The organism is Nocardia vermiculata NBRC 100427, from assembly GCF_001613265.1.
Taxonomy (GTDB): domain Bacteria; phylum Actinomycetota; class Actinomycetes; order Mycobacteriales; family Mycobacteriaceae; genus Nocardia; species Nocardia vermiculata.
In genome coordinates this window covers 77,275-101,563 of sequence record NZ_BDCA01000003.1, presented here as the reverse complement: position 1 = coordinate 101,563, position 24,289 = coordinate 77,275, and the positions used below count along the sequence as shown (strand labels likewise).

General features: G+C 66.3%; 17 protein-coding genes. 4 read left to right on the top strand and 13 right to left on the bottom strand.

Annotated features, from left to right (window positions below; translation table 11 throughout):
- Positions 1–96 precede the first annotated feature (96 nt).
- From NV2_RS06305 to NV2_RS06250, 12 genes are all read right to left on the bottom strand, one after another.
- Positions 97–1,905, bottom strand: a complete 1,809-nt coding sequence (locus tag NV2_RS06305) for an alpha/beta hydrolase-fold protein (protein ID WP_067870530.1) — start codon at positions 1,903–1,905, stop codon at positions 97–99.
- A 278-nt stretch (positions 1,906–2,183) separates the two neighbouring features.
- Complete coding sequence (locus NV2_RS06300; RefSeq protein WP_084474008.1) at positions 2,184–3,236, bottom strand: alpha/beta hydrolase; 1,053 nt, start codon at positions 3,234–3,236, stop codon at positions 2,184–2,186.
- Between the two features lie 324 nt (positions 3,237–3,560).
- A complete protein-coding gene (locus NV2_RS06295; RefSeq protein ID WP_067870528.1) occupies positions 3,561–4,655 on the bottom strand; it encodes an alpha/beta hydrolase in 1,095 nt (364 codons plus the stop codon).
- A 372-nt stretch (positions 4,656–5,027) separates the two neighbouring features.
- The gene (locus NV2_RS06290) at positions 5,028–6,026 is read right to left on the bottom strand and encodes an alpha/beta hydrolase (RefSeq protein ID WP_067870685.1); all 999 of its coding nucleotides are present in this window, start codon (positions 6,024–6,026) and stop codon (positions 5,028–5,030) included.
- Positions 6,027–6,318: 292 nt separating this feature from the next.
- A complete protein-coding gene (locus NV2_RS06285) occupies positions 6,319–8,301 on the bottom strand; it encodes an arabinofuranosyltransferase AftB family protein (protein ID WP_245662476.1) in 1,983 nt (660 codons plus the stop codon).
- 4 nt (positions 8,302–8,305) lie between these two features.
- A complete protein-coding gene (locus tag NV2_RS06280) occupies positions 8,306–9,253 on the bottom strand; it encodes a decaprenyl-phosphate phosphoribosyltransferase (RefSeq protein ID WP_067870524.1) in 948 nt (315 codons plus the stop codon).
- 1 nt (position 9,254) lies between these two features.
- The gene (locus NV2_RS06275) at positions 9,255–9,857 is read right to left on the bottom strand and encodes a phosphatase PAP2 family protein (RefSeq protein WP_084474004.1); all 603 of its coding nucleotides are present in this window, start codon (positions 9,855–9,857) and stop codon (positions 9,255–9,257) included.
- Positions 9,854–11,785, bottom strand: a complete 1,932-nt coding sequence (locus tag NV2_RS06270; RefSeq protein ID WP_067870522.1) for a glycosyltransferase — start codon at positions 11,783–11,785, stop codon at positions 9,854–9,856. The genes NV2_RS06275 and NV2_RS06270 overlap by 4 nt, the downstream gene beginning before the upstream one ends.
- Before the next feature lie 51 nt (positions 11,786–11,836).
- Complete coding sequence (glf, locus tag NV2_RS06265) at positions 11,837–13,033, bottom strand: UDP-galactopyranose mutase (RefSeq protein WP_067870519.1); 1,197 nt, start codon at positions 13,031–13,033, stop codon at positions 11,837–11,839.
- A gap of 114 nt (positions 13,034–13,147) precedes the next feature.
- Positions 13,148–13,672, bottom strand: a complete 525-nt coding sequence (locus NV2_RS06260) for a hypothetical protein (RefSeq protein ID WP_067870518.1) — start codon at positions 13,670–13,672, stop codon at positions 13,148–13,150.
- 8 nt (positions 13,673–13,680) lie between these two features.
- Positions 13,681–14,307, bottom strand: coding sequence for a hypothetical protein (locus NV2_RS06255; RefSeq protein WP_067870516.1), 627 nt, complete (start codon positions 14,305–14,307; stop codon positions 13,681–13,683).
- A gap of 333 nt (positions 14,308–14,640) precedes the next feature.
- Positions 14,641–16,290 carry a SpoIID/LytB domain-containing protein gene (locus tag NV2_RS06250; RefSeq protein WP_245662475.1) on the bottom strand — a complete coding sequence of 550 codons (1,650 nt, stop codon included), beginning with the start codon at positions 16,288–16,290 and terminating at the stop codon, positions 14,641–14,643.
- Positions 16,291–16,707: 417 nt separating this feature from the next.
- Between NV2_RS06250 and NV2_RS32635 the strand changes: the two genes are divergently transcribed.
- Complete coding sequence (locus tag NV2_RS32635; protein WP_067870514.1) at positions 16,708–19,134, top strand: N-acetylmuramoyl-L-alanine amidase; 2,427 nt, start codon at positions 16,708–16,710, stop codon at positions 19,132–19,134.
- A 310-nt stretch (positions 19,135–19,444) separates the two neighbouring features.
- On the opposite strand, the gene NV2_RS06240 is transcribed toward NV2_RS32635, so the two are convergent.
- The gene (locus NV2_RS06240) at positions 19,445–20,281 is read right to left on the bottom strand and encodes a Cof-type HAD-IIB family hydrolase (protein WP_067870512.1); all 837 of its coding nucleotides are present in this window, start codon (positions 20,279–20,281) and stop codon (positions 19,445–19,447) included.
- 148 nt (positions 20,282–20,429) lie between these two features.
- Between NV2_RS06240 and NV2_RS06235 the strand changes: the two genes are divergently transcribed.
- From NV2_RS06235 to NV2_RS06225, 3 genes are read left to right on the top strand one after another with little or no spacing between them, the layout of a single operon-like run.
- A complete protein-coding gene (locus NV2_RS06235) occupies positions 20,430–21,410 on the top strand; it encodes an ABC transporter permease (RefSeq protein ID WP_067870510.1) in 981 nt (326 codons plus the stop codon).
- A gap of 13 nt (positions 21,411–21,423) precedes the next feature.
- The gene (locus tag NV2_RS06230; RefSeq protein ID WP_067870508.1) at positions 21,424–22,407 is read left to right on the top strand and encodes an ABC transporter permease; all 984 of its coding nucleotides are present in this window, start codon (positions 21,424–21,426) and stop codon (positions 22,405–22,407) included.
- Entirely contained in the window at positions 22,404–24,281 is a 1,878-nt protein-coding gene (locus NV2_RS06225) for an ABC transporter ATP-binding protein (protein WP_067870506.1), read from the top strand. The genes NV2_RS06230 and NV2_RS06225 overlap by 4 nt, the downstream gene beginning before the upstream one ends.
- The last annotated feature ends 8 nt before the right edge of the window (positions 24,282–24,289 follow it).

Genomic DNA, 24,289 nt, shown 5'->3' with positions numbered 1-24,289 from the left:
AAGGCCTAGCGGGTCGCGCTCCAGGTTAACGGCAAGCGGAGCAGCCGTGGGTTCCGCGGCGAGAACCCTCATCGAGCTCTCGAGGAGCGCTTATTTCTATACCCCGTGTACCTCGGGGGGTTTACCGTCGCGGAGCACGATGAAGCCGGTCTGGAAGTTCTGCTGGATACCGCCGGGCACCGGGAACTCGTCACTGATCGGATAGCCGAGCCTGCCGTTCTCGAAGCCCTGCTGCCCCCAGGCATCCATGATCGGGCCGTTGCGGACCGCCCAGGCGCCCGACAGCGGGCTCCAGTAGATATTGCCGCCCTCGAAGGCGCTGAACCGGCCCAGATCCTTGGTCGGCTGTTCCTCGGCGGCGGGGAACCCGAGCGGACTGTTCTCGAAACCCAGCTCGGCGTACTTGCCGAGAATCATGCCCTGCACCCGATGCGCGCCGGTCTTGTCGCTGAAGTACATCGGGCCGCCCTGGAAGCCCTGCACCATCCCGTCGCGCTCCGGGGTCTTGTTCTCCGGGCCGGTCGGATAACCGGCGGGTCCGCCCTCGAAGCCCTGCCGGCCCCATTCGGCCAGGATGGCGCCGCGTACCACCTGGGCTCCGGTCTCCGGGCTCCAATAGATCGACCCGTTCTGGAAGCTCTGGTAACGCCCCTTGCCGTCCGGCAGCGGCTGTTCGGCGGCGGTCGGCAAGCCGAGCGGCCCGGCCGGACCGGCCGTCGCCTGGTAAGTGCCACCGATCTGCCCGGCCACCGCGTGCGCGCCGGTGCCGCTCGACCACAGCACTCGCCCGCCCTTGAAATCCTGTGCGCTGCCGTTGGTCACCGGATATTCGCCGGTGAGGCAGTCGCCGAGCCAGGTGGCGATCTGGGTGGCCGCGGCGATGGCACCGCCGGAGGAGCACGCCGGCTTACCGGCCTCGACCCCGAGCGCTGCCGCGGCCTGCGGCCAGGACTGGCGCATTTCGAAATCCCAGTACGGCCAGGAATGCGTGCCCGAGGGGCGGTAACTGGCCTGCACCGGAATCGACAGTTCGTTCAACTTGTCGACGAAATTCTGAGTGGTCAACCGAGAGAGCATCTCCAAGCCCATACCGGCGTAATTGGTGCTGATACCGGGGATGTCGGACGGGCTGTCGTGCGCGCCGGTGGCGCCGCTACCGGCGGAGACGTAGAGGCTGACCCCCTTCAGTTTCGGCGCCAGTTCGTACGGATCGTGTGCGGCCCACTGCGGACTCGTCGGCGGCCCCCACATGTTGTTGACGTCGAATCCGCCCGCGTCGCGCATCGCGAATCCGATGGCCTGCGGCATCCCGACACTGGTGGTGGTCAGGAAACCGGAATACGAGGCCGCGTACTTCACCCAGTCCGGATTGCGGCCCGCCAGGAACATCGCGGCCGTGCCGCCCATCGAAAGTCCCTCCACACCGCGCACATTCGTGGTGCGCCACTGACTCTCCAGCAGCGGCGGCAATTCCTTGGTGAGGAAGGTTTCCCACTGATAGTTCTTCCCGTTGTCCTGCTGCAGCCAATCGGAGTAGAAACTCGACTGGCCGCCGATGGGCAGCACCACGGTGACGTTCTTGTCGGCGTAGAAATCGACCGCGCCGGCATCCTTGGTCCAACCGCTCTCCTGGTCCTGCGCGCGCAGGCCGTCGAGCATGTACAGCGCCGGGAATCGAGCATCCGGGCGCGCATTCCAGTCCCGGGCCAGCAGCAACTGCACCTGCACGGGCGAACCCATCGAGGGTGACGCGATCCACAACGCCACCCGCCGATCGCTCAGCCAGTCGACTCTCTGGACACTGGCTCCCGCGGGAGCCGGAACGGCGGCCGGTTCGGCGAACACGGGCGCCGCGGCGATACCGGGGCCGACGGGCGCTGACAGCACCGCGATGGCGGTGAACACGGCGAATCGTCGCCGGCCCCATCGACCGCGACCTCGTGTCCCCCGGTTGCCGGATGCCACACCTGCCACAGGAGTGTTGTACCGCGCCGGAGCCGCTCAGCGCGGTAGGACGCGCGGACAGCAAACCTGAGAAATAGCAGCACACAACAGAAGCCAGGGGATCTCGCTACTCTCCGGCAGCCCCTGCAGGGCGCCCGGACAGGGTCGGCGAACGCACCGGCGCCGCGCAGATCGAGTCTGCGCGGCGCCGGTGTTCTTTATGAATTTATATGCTCTGATCAGGCACCGAGGGCGGCGAGCATACCGATCCGAGCCTTACCCAGCTCGTCCTGCCAGTACGGCCAGGAGTGGGTACCGGTGGCCGGGAAATCGTAGGTCGCCGGGATACCCAGCGAATCCAGCCGCGCCTTGAACGAATGGGTACTGACCATCGCGATCAGCTCGATACCCATCGCGTTGCCGGTGTTGAACAGACCCACCGCACCGTTCGGATGGTCGTACTGACCCGGCAGACCGCTGGCGGTGGAGATGAACATCGGCAGGCCACGCAACTGCGGCGCGAAGACCATCGGGTCCTGACGCAGCCACTGCGGGCTCCACGGCGCGGCCATCGAGTCGACGTTGAACCGGCCCGCGTCGAGCATCATCACGCGGATCGCCTCGCGCATACCGGGAGCGTTCCAGTTCAGCGGGCCAGAGAAGGAGGCCGCGTACTGGAACTGATCGCGGTGGAACGCGGCCAGGCGCAGCGCAGCCGGACCACTCATCGACAGTCCCGCCACCGCGTACTTGTTACGCGAGACGCCGTAGTTGGCAAGGAAGTCGGGCAATTCCTTGGTCAGGAAGGTTTCCCACCGGTAGGTGAACTTCTGACCGTTGGTGTTGCTCGGCCCCGCCCAATCGGCGTACCAGCTGGACTGTCCGCCCACGGGCATCACCAGGGTGACGTTGTCGTTGGCGAACATCTCCTGCGCGTGGGTCTCGAACGACCAGGCGTTGCGATCCTCGCGGGCGCGTAGACCGTCGAGCAGCATCACCGCGCCATCGCCGCCGTTGCGGGCCCACTGCACCTGGACCTTCACCGGCCCCATGCTCGACGGGACCATCAACTCTTCGTAGCCACCAGCGGGGGTGCGGTGCACCGGCGCGTGAATCGGAGCGGCGACCGCAGCGGGGGCAACAGCGCCCGCGGCGATCGGAAGCGCCAATGCTGCACCCGCAGCGAGAAGTCGTGTGCGCCAACTCCGCCGAATGTCTCGCCGCCCGCCCGGGGCGGGCTCCGACGCGAGCGCCGAATGCGAAACCGGCGCGGCCGACCTGCCGAAACGCATGGATACTGCTCTCTTTCTGCTGTTTGCTGTTGTCGCCGCGCCACGACCATTCCGTCTACGACGGCAGGATCTTCATGCCCATATCGAACCCGACTTCCGACATGAGCGACGCCGCGGCTACGAACGGTCACACTTGCGCTCGCTGGACGATATTCGACCGCCCAATCATTGGCAACACGGACCCCTCCCGGTGGGCGGAAATCCGCCCGTGCGCCATTCGTAATCGTCGGCCGACTCTATCGTGTCCGCCCGGAAATGACAGGTTGGAATGACGAATCAAGTACTGCTGCGGTGAATTTCACCAGGATGTGCCGCGCTGCGTGGTCACCCGATATTTGCCGAAAGATCCGGAATCATCCGGTATGCCTCGTCCTGCCAGTTGAACCAGTCGTGCACACCGACATTCGGGAAGGAGAACACCACGTTCCGAGCACCGAGGGTCATCATCCGCACCTGGAACGATCGAGTATTGGCCAATGCCAGCGCTTCCAGCGGCGCTCCGCGCACGATGTGGTCGGCGGCCGCCGGCAGTGGCAGGCCCAGATCCTGCTGTGACGGCACACCGCTACCGGCGGCTATCCACAGCCGGGTGTTGTTCGCGATCAACTGCGGCGCGAAGACGAACGGATCCATCCGCAACCACTGCGGACCCCATGGCGGCGCCATCGAATCCACGTTGTAACCACCGGCATCGATCATCGCGGTCCGAATGGCCTCGCGCATACCGGGTGCGGAGATGTTCAGATAGCCCGAGAAGGAACCGGCGAAGCTGAACTGGTCGGGGTGATACGCCGACAGCGTCAACGCGGCACTGCCGCCCATCGACAGGCCGAACACGCCGTTGCGGTCGGCGCGGAAGCCGAGCCGGTCCCGCAGCGCGTTGCGCAACTGCACGGTCAGGAAGGTTTCCCAGTCGTAGCGGTAACTCTTGCCCGGCCCTTCCAGGAAGGCCTCGGTGGCGCCCGACCCGGTACCGGTGGCGCCGAAATTGCCCGAGGGAATGCCGAAGAACGAACTCGGCGCGTTCCAGTCCGCGTAGAAACTGGATTGGCCGCCGACCGGCATCACGACATTGATATTCCAGTCGGTCAGCACCTGAGCGACATTGGTCTCGATCTCCCAGCCGTTCAGGGTCTGCGGCGCGCGCATACCGTCCAGTGCATAGACCACGCGATTGGTGTTGCCGTCCTTGGCCCGGAAAACCCGAGACTTGACCGGCCCCATCGCCGGCGAATCCACCCAGAAGTCGAAGCCGGAGGGGTCGAAGGCCGCCGACGCGGGAGCACCGTTGCCGAGTACCGAAACTCCCATTGGGAGCAGCAACGCCATTGCGGCTCCCAGCGCGGCGCGCCGCAACCAGGAACCGGGCCTTTTACCGGAGTTGTACACGGGTACCGGCGTTCTGCGCGCAAATCGCATCGGACTCGACCTTTCACCTGATGTGACGGCCGCATCCGATCCCGCCTGCGATGCGGTCGTCGCTCATTCCCGACAACACGGACAAAGCGTTTCGGCGTCACGCACCCGCCGCTGTACTGCAGGTTCTTCGATCCGTCTCGAGTATGGTCGATGACAGGGGTGCGGAAAGTGATTCGACGCGGAAATATTTCGAAAGGTGATCTGCACCACAGCCCTGGAGAACTCGGCTTCCCGGGAAAGCACGCCATCCCATACGAGCAAATATCCAGCTCACCAGGCTCGTCACCGCCACGGTTTCCGGGGCACCGGCCCGCCGGACACGAAACAGCCCCGCGACACCGAAGCGCCGCGGGGCTGTATGCAGAACCGGAATCAGCCGATGTTGGCCGACAGATCCGGGATCATCCGGTAGACCTCGTCCTCCCAGTTGTGCCAGTTGTGCACACCGACGTTCGGGAAGTCGTAGGTGACGTTGTTCGCGCCCAGGCTCATCATGCGGACCTGGAAGGCACGAGTGTTCGCCAGTGCCAAGGCCTCCAGCGGCGAGCCCTGGATGATGTCCATCGGCGAGGTCGCATCCGCCGCGGACGGGATACCGCTACCGGCCGCCACCCACAGGCGAGTGTTGTTGGCCTTCAGGCGCGGTGCGAAGACGAACGGGTCCATCCGCAGCCATTGCGGGCCCCACGGCGGCGCCATCGCGTCGATGTTGTACCCACCGGCGCTGACCATCGCGACGCGCATCGCCTCGCGCATGCCCGGCGCCGAGATGTTCAGGTAGCCCGAGTAGGAACCGGCGAAGCTGAACTGGTCGGGGTGGTACGCCGCCAGCGTCAGGGCCGCACTGCCGCCCATCGACAGACCGAACACGCCGTTGCGATGCGAGCTGAAGCCCATCCGCCCGCTCAGCGCATTGGGCAGTTCCTGGGTGAGGAAGGTTTCCCACTTGTAGGTGTTGACCTTGCCCAGCGTCTCGTTGTAGTTCGAGGAACCGGTCATCGCCGAACCCGTCGAGGCCGAACCCGCGGAACCGGCCGAGCCGGTATCGACGCCGAAGAAGTTGCTCGGCGCGTTCCAGTCCGCGTAGAAGCTGGAGGGGCCGCCGACCGGCATCACCACATTGATGTTGGCGCCGGTGAGCGCCGGGATGACGTTGGTGTCCTTCTCCCAGCCGTTCAGATCGCCCTGGGCGCGCATACCGTCCAGCGCGTAGACCACTCGGTTGGTATTACCGTCGGCGGCACGGAAGATACGGGACTTGATCGGACCCATCGACGAGTCGACCCAGAAATCGATACCCGACGGATTGAACGCGGCGGCCGCATGTCCCGCCTCTGCCACCGACACCCCGAACGGCAGCAATGTCGCCATCGCCACGCCGACCGCAGACCGCTTGAGCCACCCGGAACGCCGAGGCACCGATGAATGCTCGTCTCGCTTCCGACGTCTGGCCTGCACCCATCGCACAGTCACGCCTCGCATACCCTGTCCGGCCTTTCCCTAGTGCGGTCAGCGCGACCGCGTCTCTCTTTGCGAATGATCACCCGTGCGCATACCTGCATGCGCCCCCGACGGACGTTCGTCACCGAGCGTATCGTGAAATCGACACCTCGGCGTTACCAAACCGAGACTAATGTACGAGTTTATTCGTCTCCGAGGCGGTCTAGTTCGGCACCGGAAGCGGTGCTGTCGGATCCACCAGATGGCAACGCTGAATCTCGTACTTGGGCACCCGGTCGATGCGGTACTGCGCGAAATGCAGCGACTGGATGATGTTGTGCTTGAACCTGTCCCAGGTCAGTGGCGCTCGATACGAGGCCAGGAGATCCTGAGTCGCCGGGCACGTCAGCGCGGTACGCGCCTGCTGTACCCACTTGTCGTCGAGGAACCACGGCATCCACGGATGCTGGTCGACCATACCCATATCGACGACCACCCAGTCGGGATACAGGTTCTTGTCGTGTCCGATCCGGCCGTCGGCCAGCCGGTCGGTATGGGCCGCCAGCGGATACGCCAAGCCCTCCTGATCGATGACACGCACTCCGAGCGGCACATTCATGCTGGTCATGCCGAGATTGAGGAAGTACACGGTGTGGTCGTAACCGCCCGGCGGAATCGGCAGCGGGGGCGGTGCGACGTACCACATCATGAACGACGGCGAATTGAGCAGCAGGCCGCCGTCCGGTGTGCCGGCGATATCGCTCAGCATCGCGCGCATGCGCGGGTAGTCGAGATAGTCGGTAGCCAGGATCGGGTGATCGTGGCCACTGTTGAGGACGTAATAGATCCGTTCGTCCACGATGCCGGAGGCGCTGATCTGACCGCCGGAGGTGTTGGCGGTGGTGTTCGCCGCATACAACGCCCAGCCGATGGTGCCCGCCCACGCGACCAGCGGGAGCGCGAACGACCAGCGCCACCAGGCGGACCGGGCGGCGCCGGCGACCGGAAGTCGCAGCGGAATCACCGACAGCGGCAACATCAGGCAGAACAACTGCGGCAGCAACATCCGGCCGTGCATGAAGTCGCCGCCGACCCGCACATTGAAGATCACCAGCAGCAGGCCGCCGCCGACCAGCACCGCGACCACCGCGGCCGGGGAGCGCAACCAGCGTTGCAGCACGGCGAATCGACCGGAAACCGTCGTCGCCGCCGTGTTTTCGGTGGTTGCGGTCCTGCCGGAGGCCGTACGCCGCCGGGCGATCAGCAATATCGCGCCCGCCACGACGAGCACCAGCAGCGGAACCCACAGGTAGTACGGGCCTACCAGATCCCAGAGGTACTTCAGGCCCTGTCCCCATTTGGCACCGCCGGCCTCCTTGGCCACCGCGGTATTCGGATAGGGCAGGCCGTAATAGCCCATCCGCCAGATCTGATAGCCGACCGAGACCACACCGCCGACCAGCACCAGCAGGGCGCGGGTCAGCGCCGGATGCATCCGGGTGTGCGGCATCGGCGCGAAGAACAGCACGAGCAGCGCGAGACCGCCGATCACGGTCATCTCCGGGCGAATCACCCAGCACAATCCGGCCCAGAAACCGGCGACCAGAAGATTTGCCAGGCGCGGCTTCTCGTCCTGGCTCCAGCGCAGCAGCAACCACCACAGCACGCCCAGCCAGAAGATGACCAGGCAGTTCTCCAGGCCGGAGGTGGCGTAGTCGCGCGCCGGCGGTACCGCGATGTAGACGATCACACCGGCCGGCAGCAGCAGGGTCGGCGCGCTCGTCGTCACCGGTCGCCACAGTCGCGCCGACCCCACCATGGCGAACACGATCGCCAGCAGTGAAAGGGTCAGCGCCACAGCCAGAGCGACGTACTCGAGCCGGGCCTGGCTGATCCAGCTGAAGAACCAGATCACGTAGGTCCACGCGGCACTGGTGTTGGTCTCCACCCGCTCACCCGCGTTGAAGACCGGGCCGTTACCGGCCAGCAGGTTGCGCACGGTACGCAACACGATCAGGCCGTCGTCCGCGATCCAGCGTCGTTGCCAGGCACCGACGCCGAACAGGACTGTGGTGAGAACTACCCCACCGACGAATACCGTGCGGGAGAGCACGGAAAAGCGGCGCGCGGCACCATCGTCGCGACGTAATGCGCGATCGGATCCCGCGTGCGCCCCCTTTTCGTTCTCGTCTTCCGCTACCAGCATCTCGTCAGGTGAGATAGACAGCGACACCTACCGCTCCGATCCAGGCGATGGCCAGGAGCTGCAAAATGCGGTCCCCCAGCGCGATCTCTTCGGGTTCTCCGGCCTCGCCGCCATCGACGTCGACCGCGTAGCGCAGGATTGCGATGGTAAACGGGATCATCGAGATGGCGAACCACTGGGTGTCCTTATGGTCGGTCTCGAAGGCCCAGAGCCCGTAGAAGATCACCAATGCCGTGGCCGACAGCGTCCAGATGAAGCGCAGGTAGGTGGGCGTGTAGTACTGCAGCGACTTGCGGATCTTCGCGCCGGTATCGAGCGCGATCTTCAGTTCCGCGTAGCGCTTACCGGCCGCCATGAACAGCGAACCGAACGCCATGATCAGCAGGAACCACTGCGAGAGCTTGATGTCGGCCGCCACACCACCGGCCATCGCGCGCAACAGGAAGCCCGAGGACACGATGCAGATATCGAGCACCGCTTGGTGTTTCAAGCCGAAGCAATAGGCCAGCTGGATGCCGATGTAGACCGCCATCACCAGGGCCAGCTGCCACGACGCCAGGAACGATCCCGCGATGGACAGGGCGAAGAGCACCACGGCCAGCGAATACGCCAGGTTGACCGGTAGCACGCCGGCGGCGATCGGCCGGAAACGTTTCGTGGGATGAGCGCGGTCCGCCTCGACATCGAGCGCATCGTTGATCAGGTAGACACCCGAAGCCGCCAGGCAGAACACCACGAACGCGATCGCGATATGACCGATCACACCCGCATTGGCGAGTACGTACTCGCCGGTGACGACATCCTTGCCCGCGGCCAGCGGCGCGGCCAGCACGAGGACATTCTTCACCCACTGCCGCGGCCGGACAGCCTTGACGATACCGCCGGCCAGCGTCTTCGGCGGACCCTTCAGAACGGCTTCGTCGAGGTCGGTGCCGGTCGGCTCTTCACTCATATCAGCGAGGGTTCTTTCCTGTGCGGTCACTGGTGAATCTCTTTTCGGCGGCTAGCACGGCTGCGGCGGATGCCGCACCCAGCGCGGACCCGGCGAGTACGTCGGAGGGATAGTGCACTCCCAGGACGACCCGGGAGAGCAGCATCGGCGGTACGAGCACCGCAGGCAAGGGTAGCCCGGTGAGCTTTCCGAGCAACACCGCCGCCGCCGTCGTGGAGGTGGCGTGCGAGGACGGGAAGCTCAATTTGCTCGGCGTCGACACGTTGACCTGCACCGACGGGTGATTCGGCCGGGGGCGCCGGACGACACGCTTGATGACCACCGAAGCCGCATGCGCACCGAAGGCTCCCACCGCGACTCCGGCCCACTGACGCCGGCGAGGCTTGTCGGCGAGCGCACCGACCGCACCGATCGCCATCCAGCCGAGTGCATGCTCACCGAAGTGGGACATGCCACGTGCGGCCTTGATCACCGGTGGCGTGCCGATCGTGCCCTGCACGGCCTCGAGGATCTTGACCTCCGCCGGTGCGGTGGTCTGCAGCGGATCCGACACCACCCGCAGGTGCGGGGAATCGGCCGGATCCGAGGAGGCGGGCGCGCTCATTTGTCCTCGCTAGCGTTGATACCGAAGGCATTCTCCCAGGCAGCGGTGCTGGTCAGATGCCCGTGCGCAGCACGGTACCGATCCCGCAGCTCCGGGAACCGGGCGGCCAGTTCCCGGCGCAGCCGCATCGCCTCGGCGAACAGCTCCCGGGCCTGACGCGGATCCCGCTTGCGATACACCACGCCACGCCCGTCGGCTGTGGTTACGGTAACGCCGTCGACTTGCGAGAGCAGGAACCAACGCGCGTCCAGGGTGGGAACGTTCAACTGCGGACGATCGTGATGCTGTGACTTCGCCGCGCGCAGATTGTGCAGCACACCCTTACCCAGGCGCACCATCTTCGCGATCGGATTCGACGGCTCGGCGACCGCGCCCACATCGGCGCCGCTGGCCAGCGGCAGCTCCGTGGACGACCCGACGACCACCGCGTCCGGGAATTCCTTGCGCATCGCGGCGATCTGTCCCAGTGCGCTGGGCAGCAGGTCGAACAGCTTCTCCGGTCCGGCGAGGAAATCACGAATCGCCTGGTTCTGAATGGCGACCGTCGAATACTCCAGGCACAGTAGATGCTTGAGCGTGGCCTTGATCGTGTTGACGATCATCGGGCGGCCGTCGTTGCCGAGATACATGGCCGCGACCACCAGGCGGTTACGCAGGTGGAAATAGGCCTGCCAATCGATGGCGTCGTCCTTGTCGCTCCACGCCATATGCCATACCGCGGCACCGGGCAGGGTGACGGTGGAATATCCGGCGGCGCGGGCGCGCAGACCGTATTCCGTATCGTCCCACTTCAGGAACAGCGGCAGCGGCTGGCCGAGCTCCTCGGCCACCACGCGCGGGATGACGCAGGTCCACCAGCCGTTGAAATCCACATCGATACGACGGTGCAGCAGCTTGGAATTCTCGCGATCACGCAGCGGATACTTGGAGAAATCGTGGTCGTATTCGACGTTCGGCGCCGCGGTCCACATCCAGATATTGCGGTCGACGACCTCACCCATGGTGTGCAGGTGCGAACGTTCCTGCAGATTCAACATCTGCCCGCCGACCAGGGTGGGGGTGCGGGAGAAACGCGCGAAGGCCAGTGCACGCAGAATGCAGTCCGGCTCGATCTCGATATCGTCGTCCATGTAGACGATGTATTCCGCGTCGGTGGTCTTCAGCGCCTCGTACATGACCCGGCTGTATCCACCGGAGCCACCGAGATTCGGCTGGTTGTGAATCGACAGCCGATCGCCGAGAACCGCTGCGGCCTCGGCGAATCCGGGCTCGTCGACAGCTTTGCGGTTGCCCTGATCCGGAATGATCACGGCCTGGAGCTTTTCCAGCACCAGCGGGTCCGAGCCCAGTGCCGCAAGGGTGTTCACACAGTCGGTGGGGCGGTTGAAGGTGGGCATACCCACCGCGATGCTGCCCACTCCGGGTGCCTCGATCGGCGCATACCAACCGCCGCTGCGCAATTCGACCGCGGTATCGGTGGTGATGTCGAACCAGATCCAGCCGCCGTCCTCGAACGGGCCCAGATCCACGTCGAATTCCACGGTGGTGGTGTCGGCCGGAGCCGAGGTCGCGAATTCGTTGCCCTGGACATGAATCCGGGAGCCGTCGGCCTTCGACCGGTACACATCCACCCGGCCGTGTCCGGACAAGTCCAGCCGCAGCACCACCGAATCCAGAATCGACCAGCGTCGCCAGTAACTCGCCGGCACCGCATTGAAGTAGGTGCAGAACGACACTTCCGATTCAGCGCCGATCGACAGCGAGGTACGGGACGGCGCGTGTGCGCGCCGGGCGTTGGTCTCCGACTCCTCCAGATACAGCGTCCGCACATCCAGCGGTTCGCCGGGGCGCGGCAGAATGATGCGTTGCAGTAGGGATTTCGCGCGGGTCTCGGTGCTCATATCCTCGAGGGTCACTTGTGCGGTCATGTCACTTCCTGCGTCCGCGGGCGGGCTGAGGGCGCCGGTGTTGCACTCCGGTCACTCCGAATCCACGAGCGGAGCGCCGGATTCCAGGTGCGGACGAAGCACATTGTCGAAGGCGCTCAGCGCACTGCCGATGGCCATATGCATGTCGAGATACTGGTATGTACCCAGTCGGCCACCGAAAACAACCTTGGCCGTAGCGGTTTCATTCTTCGCGCGCTCCCGGTAGGCCAGCAACTTGGCGCGGTCCTCGGGAGTGTTGATCGGGTAGTACGGTTCGTCGCCGGTCTGGGCGGAACGGGAGTACTCCCGCATGATCACCGTCTTGTCCTCCGGATACGAGTCACGCTCCGGATGGAAATGGCGAGGTTCGATGATTCGGGTGAAAGGCACGTCCGCGTCGTTGTAATTCATCACCGAAGTGCCCTGGTAATCACCGGTTTCCAGCACCTCGGTCTCGAAATCGATCGTGCGCCAGCCGAGTTCGCCCTCGCTGTAATCGAAGTAGCGGTCCAGTGGGCCGGTGTAGACCACGGGTGCATCGGGGTTCTGCGCGCGGATTTCGTCGCGCACCTCGAACCAATCGGTATTCAACCGGACCTCGATCAGATCCGATTCCGCCATCTTCTCCAGCCACGCGGTGTAGCCCTTGGTCGGCAGTCCCTCGTAGGTGTCGTTGAAATACCGGTTGTCGAACGTGTAGCGCACTGGCAGCCGAGTGATATTTCCGGCGGGCAGCTCCGTGGGGTCGGTCTGCCACTGCTTGGCGGTGTAATCACGCATGAACGCCTCGTAGAGCGGGCGACCGATCAACGAGATCGCCTTCTCCTCGAAATTGGCGGCGTTCTTGCTGTCGATCTCCGCGGACTGCTCCGCGATCAGGGCACGCGCCTCCTCCGGCGTGAAATAGCGGCCGAAGAACTGTGAGATCAGGCCCAGCCCCATCGGGAACTGGTAGGCCTGGCCCTTGTGCAGCGCGAAAACCCGGTGCTGATATCCGGTGAAGTCGGTGAATTGGTTGACGTAGTCCCACACTCTCTTGTTCGAGGTGTGGAAGAGGTGGGCACCGTATTTGTGGATTTCGATTCCGGTTTCCGGTTCCGGCTCCGAATACGCGTTACCGCCCAGGTGGTAGCGGCGCTCGATCACGAGCACCCGCTTACCCAGCAGGTTGGCGGTGCGTTCGGCAACGGTCAGCCCGAAGAATCCGGAGCCGACGACGATCAGATCGAAGGGAGCTGCGACGGTCACGGGAGCCCAGCGTAGCCGTAGCCGGTCGCCGCGTCTGCACGCCGTGGGTGTCGGCAGTGGGGATCGGCCCACTGTCCGGTGGGTATTACGGTGCTGTCCTGCCGGTAGTGCGGCTCAGTAGTACGGGTTATAGGTCGGCTGGGGGTAGCTTGCCGGTGGCGCCGAGCTCGGCTGGGTGCGCACGGCGATCCAGCGGCCGGTGGAGCTCATGGCCGTGCAGACGAGCATCGGTAGCTCGATGAGGACCACCACGGACAGCATGATGCTGAAGGCGACCACATCGGAATCGGACAGGTCGTCGGTGACCGCCGTCATGACCAGGATGAAGGCCACGGCCACCATGGTCAGCGAAGCCCACACCATCAGGATGTAGCGTCCCGCCTTCCGGCGGCAGAACAGCAGGATCGCGGCCACCAGCAGCAGCGAACCGACCGCCGAGAAGACCCCCACCGCCACCAATGACGAGGTCTCCTCGTATCCCTCCGCCCGTTCCTGGCGCGTCATTACCGCCCCGAACACCGCGAAACCGGTCACCGCCAGGCCCTGCAGCAACCCCAGCATCGCCGCAGTGATCGCCGCTCCCCCGCCTGGCCTGGTGGGAATCGCCGCGTAGTCGGGTTGCGGATACGGATACGCCATCACAGACCTCAGTACGGATACGGCGGCTGACCGTAATACGCGGCGGGCGGATAAGCGGGCGCACCCGCGCCGCACCAGCGCTTGGCCGAACCGGACAGGGTGAGACAGAGCATCAGGACCGCGAGCAGCAGGCCGACGATGCCGACGATCGAGCTCGCGGGGATGCCGGCGCCGAACGCCGCGACGAGACCCACGAGCCCACCCACCAAGCCCAGCGAGGACAGGATCACGAGCAGAATCCGGCCCGCATTCTTATGGCACATCAGCATGATCGCGCCGGTGGCCCACAACACCGCGATCACGCCGTCGACGATGGCCGCGATGAACAGCGGGTCTCCGTCGCCACTGCTGTAGCCGGAGTCGTTCAGATTCGTCCCCGCGGCAATGAGCCCGACCACGCCCGCACCGGCCAGCAGGGCGAGAATCAGCGCGAATATCCCGGCGGTAATCGCGGCACCGCCGCTCGGCGCGGGCTCCTGATAGCCGTAACCGTAGGGTGCGTAGCCCGCCGGCGGATACCCGGCGGGCGGGTAGCCCGGATACCCGCCCGGTGGCGGATAACCCGGTGGCGGATAGCCCCCACCGGCCGGCGGATACCCGCCGGGGTACTCGGCCTGACCATACGGGTAGCTCATCTGCCTCCCCCCTTCTGTCGAGCTGGCACTCTACCGCCTGCCGCCGACACCGGTGCGATTCACAGAACAGGCCGGTACCGCCGCCTTCGATCAACCGCGCCCCGCGTCGAGCCACCGCGCGGTCGAGTGCGGCGAAGATGAAGACCCCGGCAGCGAATATCGTTGCGACACAGAAGGCGGCGAACGAGCCACCGTACGGGGGCCAACGCCGGCAGCCAAGTGATAGGCACACTCGAACAACTCGGCGTCTGTCCCCTGTATCGAGCTGAAGGCCGGCGCGCGGCAGCGACACCGGCGCACTGTGAATTGCCGGGATGGTTCCGCTGTGCTCGATCAGTTCCGGGGCGCGCCGGACTGTGGGGTGCTATCGCTGGGCTGCGCCAGCACACTCGGCTCCGGCTGATTCGGGGCTGCCTGACCCGGTCGGTCCGAGGTGGCCGCACCGGGCTGCGCCGGGGAGCTCTGGTCGGCTGGGCCGGGTGTCGGCGTGTCTGGTGTCGGTTCCGGCGCGCCGGGGGTGGATTGCGCTGCGGGGGCGGGGTTTTGTGGTCCTTCCGCGCTCTGTGCGGCTTCGGGGGCCACCTGCAGGAGGCGGGCGAAGTCGACTATCTCGGCGCCGAGGGTGGGGGTGGAAATGATGACTCCGCCGGAGTAGAGGCGGAAGGTGCCCACCCGGCCGGGGAGCAGGGATTCCGGGCCGATCGGATCGCCCAGTGGGCCGGCGGCGCCGCCGCTTTGGGCGTACTTGGTTTCGATCGCGGTATCTCCCCGAACCTGCTGTTCGGGAGCCGCGGGGGCAGGCGGAGCGGGAGCGGCCGGGGCGGCGGGAGCGGATTCGAGCTCGGCGGGAGTGGGTCCGACCTCGAGAGTGTCGACGTCGATCGGCTGTCCGCCACCCGGTGCGGCCGAATACTCACTGCGCAGCAGGCGGCCGTCGCGCAGCAGCACCTGGCCGGCGGTCGAACTCACCGCGGCTGCGGCCCGCGGATCTTCCTTCTCGGTGCCCGGGTAGACCTGACAGTCGGTGGTATCGCAGGTCTGTGCATAGGGGTAGCGCTGTTCGGCCAGGGCATAGGACCGGGCCGTGATCGCCTGCGCGCGCAATGCTTCCGCGCCGCCCTTGTCGGCCCAATTGGCCTGCATCTCCGCGGGCACCACTCCCAGCAGATAGTCCTCGACATCGAGCTGGTTCACCGTGACGGGCTGTCCGCCGTCCTGGGTAACTCCCAGCGCCCCACGGAACGTGGAGCCGTCGCAGACCTTCAGATGTTCGGCCGGTGGGCGGTTCGAGCCGGCAGCGGCCGGGTACGCCCACGGGTCGTCGGTGGCGCCCTGCCACAGCACGTCGCCGTCACATCCGCTGGTGACCACGACGTTGGCACCACCGTTCGCGGTCGGTGTCAGATGTGCGGCCTGCCCGGCGACGACGCGGCGGCCGCCGACCATCAGACCGGAATCGGAGTACACGTCGAGGGTTTGGTTGTCGTAGACGGACAGTCGCACCCGAATGGTGGTAGGGCCGATGGTCGTGAGCTGCGCGCCGGGGTAGTAGTGCGCGAGGATCGCGTCGGCGGTGGCTCCGCCCGTCGCCTGATCGAACGCGCCGACCTGGCTCATTCCGCGGCCGTGGCCGGGGCCCGCGGCGGCCTCGTGGGCGGCATTGTGCGGCGCCGATCCGTGCAGGATCGGCAGCGCCACGGCGAGCACCGTGGCCCCGGCGACCGGGATCGTGACCAATCCGATCAGCGCGCCGCGCCGAATCCGCCGACGACGCAACTGTCCACCCCGGTGGCGCCGGAATCGATTGGCGCCGCCGCCCTGCGATCCGGTCGGAGGTGCGACGATGCTCCGGCACGAAACAGCGGCAGCGGCGGGCGTGTCGGGCCGCGGCGGCGTCGGCGCGTCCGAGACTTCCGGACCAATGCCCCCGGAGCCGGTCACCGCTGCCACAGCACCGGTGGTCGAGGCTGCGGTGCTGTTCACCGGCACTGTAGGCCCGACCTCGTACTCCGCGCCGCGGGTCATAGTCGACCTCCGGGTAGTGCCGAAGCGACGCGACCGGCCGCGCGCGACGAGATCGTTGTCCCCACCGGGGCCCAGGCCGCCGCCACTCTCCCGCCGTGCTCGGCGCCTGCTGCTACACGAAGGCCGGTCGCGCGATCCTGACTCATCCTGTCTCCCAACGGGTTCGACGAGCGGTCCGGTGCTCCGTCGAACGCACCGTCCGCCCGGCATGTCCTGATCTCGTCTAGCTATCGAGAAGTTACCGTGGAGCTATCATAGATCTAACCCTCAATCAGAGGTTTAGATTTGTGGCATTTGGGGCTACTGTGACCATGGATCCGTCAGGAATCACTCCACGTTCCGCGCTGACGGTCACCGGTTCTACCTGAATGGGAGATGCTCGTGCCGTACCGCCGTCCGAAACGTTCCGTCCTACTCCCAGTGGTGGCAACCCTCGCGGTCGCCGCTCCACTCGTGACGCTGACCGTGCGCGAATCTCCCAGCTACCAACCAGCGGGTGACAGCGATCTTGCAGCAGTACCGGCGGAGCTCGCCGAGGTCGCACTGTCGTCGGCCCCCGATGTGGTACTGCCGCTGAGCACCCTCACCGGCCTGAATCTGCCCGATCTACACCTGTCGGACCTGCGGACACTGCCGCTGCCCGAATCGATTCCGGTACCGCCCGGACTGCCGGCCCCGCCCGGTGTGCAGTTACCCAGCGAGATTCCACTACCCAAGCTCGGCGATCGGCCGAGCGCCACCAGCACACCGACACCCACTCCCACGCCGTACTCCGGACCGGTCACCCCGCAAGCCCCTGCACCAGCGGCCCCCGCCACCTCGACGCCGGCGGCCCCCGCGACATCGGCACCGGCCCCCGGCACTGCCGCCCCGGAGGCTCCCGCATCGCCGGCACCGGCCGAGTCCGGCACCGCCGCGCCCACGACCTCGTCTCCGGCGGCCCCCGCCCAGGCAGCGCCCGCGAGTACGCCCCGGTCCGGCCCGCAATTCGTCGCCGCTCGCCTCGATCCCGCCCAGATTCCGGGCGCCGATCCGTCCGCGCCCGCGCTGCAGGCCCTCCCGCCCGATATGGCCGACGACGTGGGCGCCGACGTCAAGGAACTCACCCGCGACACCCCGTTCAGCATGGTTGCGCTCACCGCGAAGGAGATGGTGGACTCCACCTCCTTGATCCGCGCCCAACAGGGCGACGGCAACTGGGGTCCGTGGTTCCCGGCGCAGAAGGTCGACACCGGCCGCGACGACCACACCGCGGCCCCGGATCGGGTCGGCACCGAACCGATCTACGTCGGCGAGACCAAAGCCGTGCAGATTCTCACCACCCACAAACCGGGACCGACACCGGCCGCGGCACCGGCCCAGGGCGATCCGGCACAGGACGCCGCGGACAAGCTGGCGGCGGTACTGATCAATCCCGGACGCGGCGCGATCGACGAAAAGCTCAACTCCATCGCCACCCCGGTGGCCGCCGGCGGGCCCAAGGTGGTCAGCCGGGCGCAGTGGGGCGCCGACGAATCGCTGCGCTGCGAGGAGCCGACCTACGACGACGGGCTCGGCGGTATCACCGTGCACCACACGGCCGGTCGCAACGACTACAGCCGGGCCGAGTCGGCGGGCATCGTCCGCGCGATCTACGCCTATCACGCGAAAACACTGGGCTGGTGCGATATCGGCTACAACGCGCTGGTCGACAAGTACGGCCAGATCTTCGAAGGCCGCTACGGAGGCCTGGACAAACCGGTACAGGGCGCGCACGCCGGTGGATTCAACGAGAACACCTCCGGTGTGGCGATGATGGGTGATTTCGAAACGGAGCCGCCCACCGACGCCCAGCTGGAGGCGACCGGCAAGTTCATCGGATGGCGGGCCAAGACTGCCGGGCTGGATCCCGAGGGCCACACCAGGATGTATTCGGAGGGCACCGATTTCACTTCGCACCCGAAGGGTGAAGCGGTAGATCTGCCGGTCGTGTTCGCCCACCGCGACGTCGGCAACACCACCTGCCCCGGTGACGCCGCGTACGCGTTGATGGACAAGATCCGCGGCATCGCCGCGGGTGTGGCGGGCAGTCCCGCACCGGAGAAACGTCCGCAGACCGACCTCGCGGCACTGGCCACGCTCACCAAGAAGGTGCTGAGCATGGTCGACAAGAACATCATCGCGAAATACTGGGCAGCACAGGGCGGTCCGGACGGACGCCTCGGTGCCGCGGCGACCGAGCCGACCCCGACCGCGAACGGCGGACAGTACGCGAAGTTCGTCAACGGGTACGTCTACGCCGACCAGAACGGTTCCGTCGTGGAACTGGCCGGACAACTTCTCGACCGTTTCGCTCAGCTCGGCGGCGCCACCGGCGCACTGGGCGCGCCGCTGCGCAATCCGTATCCGGTGCCTGGCGGGGAACGCGCCGACTTCGCGCTCGGCTCACTGGTACTCAACACGGCCACCGGCATTGTCACGACGATGTTGAAACACGGTGATCCCCAGCAAGGTCCGGCGGGTGACCCGATTCCGGAGGCACTGCCGGCACCCGAAGGTGGCCCGCAGCCCGCGGGACCCGATGCCACACCGCAGCCGGGAGCCGCTGTAGCACCTGCTCCGGAAGGGCAGGCAGCACCGACGGCGGGCACACCGGCTCCAGCGGAAGCCGCGCCGACGGAACCGGGACGGACACCGGTCGAAGCCACACCACCGGCGCCGGCACCGGCCGCACCGGCCGATCCGGCAGATCCCTCACCCGCAGCACCGGCACCGGGAGAGCCGGCCCCCGCACCGGCAGCACCGGCACCTGCAGGTCCATAGGAACCCAGAACGAGGCACCCCGCCCGAAGTGGCGGGGTGCCTCGCGCATCAGCTCCCGGGCCCGTCCGCCGACAGTGTGATGAGTGCATCGGGAGAGCAACCAGTGCACCTGGCAGCGCGATCAGTGCACCGAGACAGGTAGTCAATGCACCGGGCCGGCGTGAACGCGGCGCCGAGCCATACGTCACCGACGATCAGGGGTGGAGCCTCCAGGGCCTGTCCGGCGCGTCGAGCCACACGTGCTCGCAGCGATGTTCGACTCGGTCGCGTACCGTCTCGCACCGGCCCGGCTCGGCCGGGTGCGCTCGGCTCAGCTGTCCCACCAGCGTTCGAGCACCCGCGCCACGCCGTCGTCGGAGTTGGTGGCGGTGATCTCGTCGGCGGCCGCCTTGGCCTCGGCGTGCCCGTTGCCCATCGCAACGCCGTGCCCGGCCAACTGCAGCATCGGCACGTCGTTGGGCATATCACCGAAGGCCACCATCGTGGTGGGATCCACTCCCAGGCGCTGCGCGACCACTTCGAGTCCGGCGGCCTTGGTGACCCCGGGCGCCGAGATCTCGATCAGGCCGTTGTTGGTCGAGTAGGTGATATCGGCGCGGCCGACGAGGTGGGGGGCGAGGGCGGCCCGCATATCGGCGCTGTCGGTGCCGCGCAGCCGCACCAGGATCTTGATGGCCGGGGCGGAGATCACCTCGTGCCGGGAGACCTGAGTGTCGTCCGGATTCAGCCAGGCGTGCTCGTACTCGGGGGAACTGACGAACTGCGGTGTGGCGGCGTCGTGCGCACTGCGGCCGACCCGTTCCGCGGCCAGGCCACAGCCCGGCAGGATCCGTTCGGCGAGCTCGGCGATCCATTCCAGACTCGCCACGTCGAGGGTGGTGCTGTGCAGGATGCGGTCGGCGGCGCTGTCGTAGATCACCGCGCCGTTGCCACAGACACACAGTGGCGGGAAGCCGAGCCCGTCGATGACCGGGTCGATCCAGCGCGGTGGCCGGCCGGTGGCCAGGACGAACGGCACACCGTCGGAGAGCAGCGCGCCCACCGCCACGCGGGTACGCGGGGTCACCCGTTCCCATTCGTCGAGCAGGGTGCCATCGACATCGGTGGCCACCATTTTCGGCTTCGGCAGACGCGTCACCCATTCCATCCTGCCCGAAACACCGGCGGGTCCGTAATCGTTTGCTCGCGCCCCGACTGCGGGTAGGCCCGAAGTGGTGCACGATGTCGGATGATGTCTCGGCAGCACCGGGACCATTCCCTATGATCAGGGGCTAGCAACCGACCCGAGGGGACCGATGACCGGCTTTTTGCTACGACGTGCGCTCAACTATGTCGTGCTGCTGGCGCTGGCGTCCTTCCTGGCGTTCAGTCTCGCTTCGCTGACATTTCGCCCACTGGACAGCCTCGAGCAGCGAAATCCACGGCCGCCGCAGTCGGTGATCGACGCCAAGGCCGCCGAGCTGCACCTCGACGAGCCGATCCCGCAGCGCTACGCCACCTGGGTGACCGGAGTGGTGACGCACGGAGATTTCGGCACCACATTGTCCGGGCAGCCGGTCAGCAATGAACTGCCGCGGCGGATCGGGGTCAGTCTGCGGTTGCTGATCATCGGCTCGGTGGTCGGCACGGTCCTCGGGGTGCTGATCGGTGCGGCCGGCGCGATTCGCCAATACAGATTCAGCGACTACTTCACGACGATTGTTTCGCTCCTGGTCCTCAGTATTCCGGTATTCCTGCTGGCCACTTTGCTGAAATATGGTGCGCTGTCGATAAATACGGCGACCGGACAACAAATATTCCTCTATACCGGGGAAACATCGGCCACGGCCGTGCACGGGCTGTGGAATCAGTTCGTGGACCGGCTGCAACATATGGTCGTCCCGACGCTGGGCCTGGCCCTGGGCGCGATGGCCGGCTACTCCCGCTATCAGCGCAACGCGATGCTGGATGTGCTGCAGAGCGATTTCATCCGCACGGCCCGCGCGAAGGGTCTGACGAGGCGGCGCGCCCTGTACAAGCACGGCCTGCGCACCGCGCTGATCCCGATGGCGACGCTGTTCGCCTACAGCCTGGGCGGCCTGATCACCGGTGCCACCTTCACCGAGAAGATCTTCGGCTGGCACGGCGTGGGTGAGTGGCTGGTCGATGCGATCAACGCTCAGGACCTCTACATCGTGGTGACGGTCACCGTGTTCGCCGGGCTGGTGGTACTCATCTCGGGCCTGCTGTCCGACATCGTCTACGCCATACTCGATCCGCGAGTGCGGGTCGGATGATCGGGGCTCATTCATGACCGAAACCGAGATCATCAACCAGGGTGCGCCCGAACCGGCCGCCGCGGGCCGGCGAAAGCTGGTGTGGCGCCGCTTCCTGCGCAACAAACCCGCACTCGTCGGCGGCACCGTGCTGATCCTCATGTTGATCTGCGCGTTCGCCGTCCCGCCGTTCCTGTCCTACGACTATCGGCAGCGCGATTCCTACGCATTGCTGCAGCCGCCGACACCGAAACATCCCTTCGGCACCAACGAGATCGGCCAGGACATGCTGGCCATGACACTGCACGGTTTGCAGAAGTCGCTGATCATCGGCATCTGCGTGGCCGTGCTGACCACGCTGATCGCGGTAACGGCAGGCTCGATCGCGGGTCTGCTCGGTGGCTGGGCCGACCGCACCATCATGTGGGTCGTCGACCTGCTGCTGGTGGTGCCCAGCTTCATCGTCATCGCGATCTTCGCGCCACGCACCAAGGGCAGCAGCTCGATTCTGCTACTGATCGTGCTGCTCGCGGCCTTCAGCTGGATGATCAGTGCCCGGATCGTGCGCGGTCTGACACTGAGCCTGCGGGAACGCGAATTCGTCCGCGCGGCACGCTATATGGGTGCGTCCACTCGTTCGGTGATCGTCACCCATATCGTCCCGAACATCGCCTCGATCCTGATCATCGACACCACGCTGGCCGTAGGCGCGGCGATCATGGCCGAAACCGGTTTGAGCTTCCTCGGTTTCGGTGTGCAGCCGCCGGATGTGTCGCTGGGCTCGCTGATCGCCTTCGGCACCAAATCCGCGCTGACATTCCCGTGGTTGTTCCTGTTCCCGGGTGGTTTCCTGATCGCGATCGTGCTGTGCGCCAACCTGGTCGGTGACGGCCTGCGCGATGCGTTCGATCCGAGCGCCAAACGGGCCCGGGCGGGCCGCAAGGCCGACAAGAAGGCCGGCGCGCGCGGCAAGCAGGCACCGGCGGACCAGCCGGAGAAGGTGACCGAGGCGGCATGACGAAACCCACTACCGAATCCGCCACGGGCGGGGCGACCGGTACCGCACCGCTGCTGGAGGTGTCGGAGCTGCACGTGTCCTTCCCGGGTGAGGAAGGCCGTATCGATGCCGTACGCGGGGTCGACTACTCCGTGTCCGACGGCGAGGTGCTCGCCATCGTCGGTGAGTCCGGCTCCGGGAAGTCGGTGTCGTCGCTGGCGGTGATGGGGCTGCTGCCGGATCAGGCACGGGTGCGGGGCTCGATCCGGCTGCGGGGCAAGCAGTTGCTCGGCATGGACGACAAGCAGCTGTCCCGGTTGCGGGGCTCGAGGATCAGCATGGTGTTCCAGGACCCGCTGTCCGCGCTCACGCCGGTGTACCGGGTCGGCGAGCAGATCGCCGAAGCGCTGCGCGCACACAAGAAGCTGAGTAAATCCGAGGCGGCGCAGCGAGCGGTGGAATTGCTGGAACTGGTCGGCATTCCGGAACCGGCTATGCGCGCCAAGGCATTCCCGCACGAGTTCTCCGGCGGCATGCGTCAGCGCGTGGTGATCGCCATGGCGATCGCCAACGATCCCGAACTGATCATCTGCGACGAACCCACCACCGCGCTCGATGTGACGGTGCAGGCGCAGATCCTCGACCTGCTCCGCAAGGCACGCGACATCACCGGCGCCGGGGTCATCATGATCACCCACGATATGGGTATCGCGGCCACCCTGGCCGACCGCATCGCGGTGATGTATGCGGGCCGGATCGTGGAGACCGCCCCGGCCGCGGAGGTTTTCAACGCCCCCCGGATGCCGTACACGGTGGGACTGCTCGGCTCGATTCCGCGGATGGACGGGCCGCCGCGAGCGCCACTCGTTCCGATCGTCGGCGCGCCGCCGGCCATGCATGCACTACCGCCGGGCTGCCCGTTCGCGCCGCGCTGCCCGGTGTCGACCGGCTCCTGCCTCGCCGCAGTGCCCGCGCTGCGGGAAACCGCACCGAACCATCGGGCGGCCTGTATTCGCACCGATGCGGTCGGTACCGCGGACTTGTTCGCCGCATTCCGACAGGAAACCGGCCGTGCGGAGCCGAAACCCACGACCGATACCGATGTGGTGCTCCGTGTTTCGGAGTTGACCAAGACTTTTCCGGTGACCTCGGGGGTGGTTTTCAAACGCCGGACCGGCGAGGTGCGCGCGGTGGACGGAATCGATTTCGAGGTGCGGGCCGGCCGTACGCTCGCCCTGGTCGGTGAATCCGGGTCCGGCAAGTCGACCACGCTGACCCAGGTCATGGATCTCGCGAAGCCCGAGGCCGGGACGATCGAAATCTTCGGCAAGGACGTCACCAGCCTCACCAAGCCGGACATCCGGGCGATCCGCCGCAAGTTGCAGATCGTCTTCCAGGATCCGTCCTCGTCCCTGGACCCGCGGCTGCCGATCTTCGACGCCTTGGCCGAACCCTTGCGCATCGACGGGCGTTCCCGTGACGAGATCCGGGAGCGGGTGCCGGAACTGCTGAAACAGGTGGGCCTGCGCGCCGAACATGCCGACCGCTACCCGGCCGACTTCTCCGGCGGACAGAAGCAGCGCATCAATATCGCCCGAGCGATGGCGCTGGATCCGGAACTGCTGGTCCTCGACGAACCGGTGTCGTCACTGGACGTATCCATCCAGGCCGGCGTGCTGAATTTGCTGCGCGACCTGCAGGCCGAGCGCGGGCTGTCGTATCTGTTCGTCTCGCACGATCTTTCGGTGGTCCGCAACCTCGCGCACGACATCGCGGTCATGTACCAGGGCCGGATCGTCGAATCGGGGCCGGCGGAGCGAATATTCGCGGCACCGGAGCACGAGTACACCCGCGCACTGATCGATGCGGTGCCCCTTCCGGTCGTCTCACGCTAGGAGTTCAT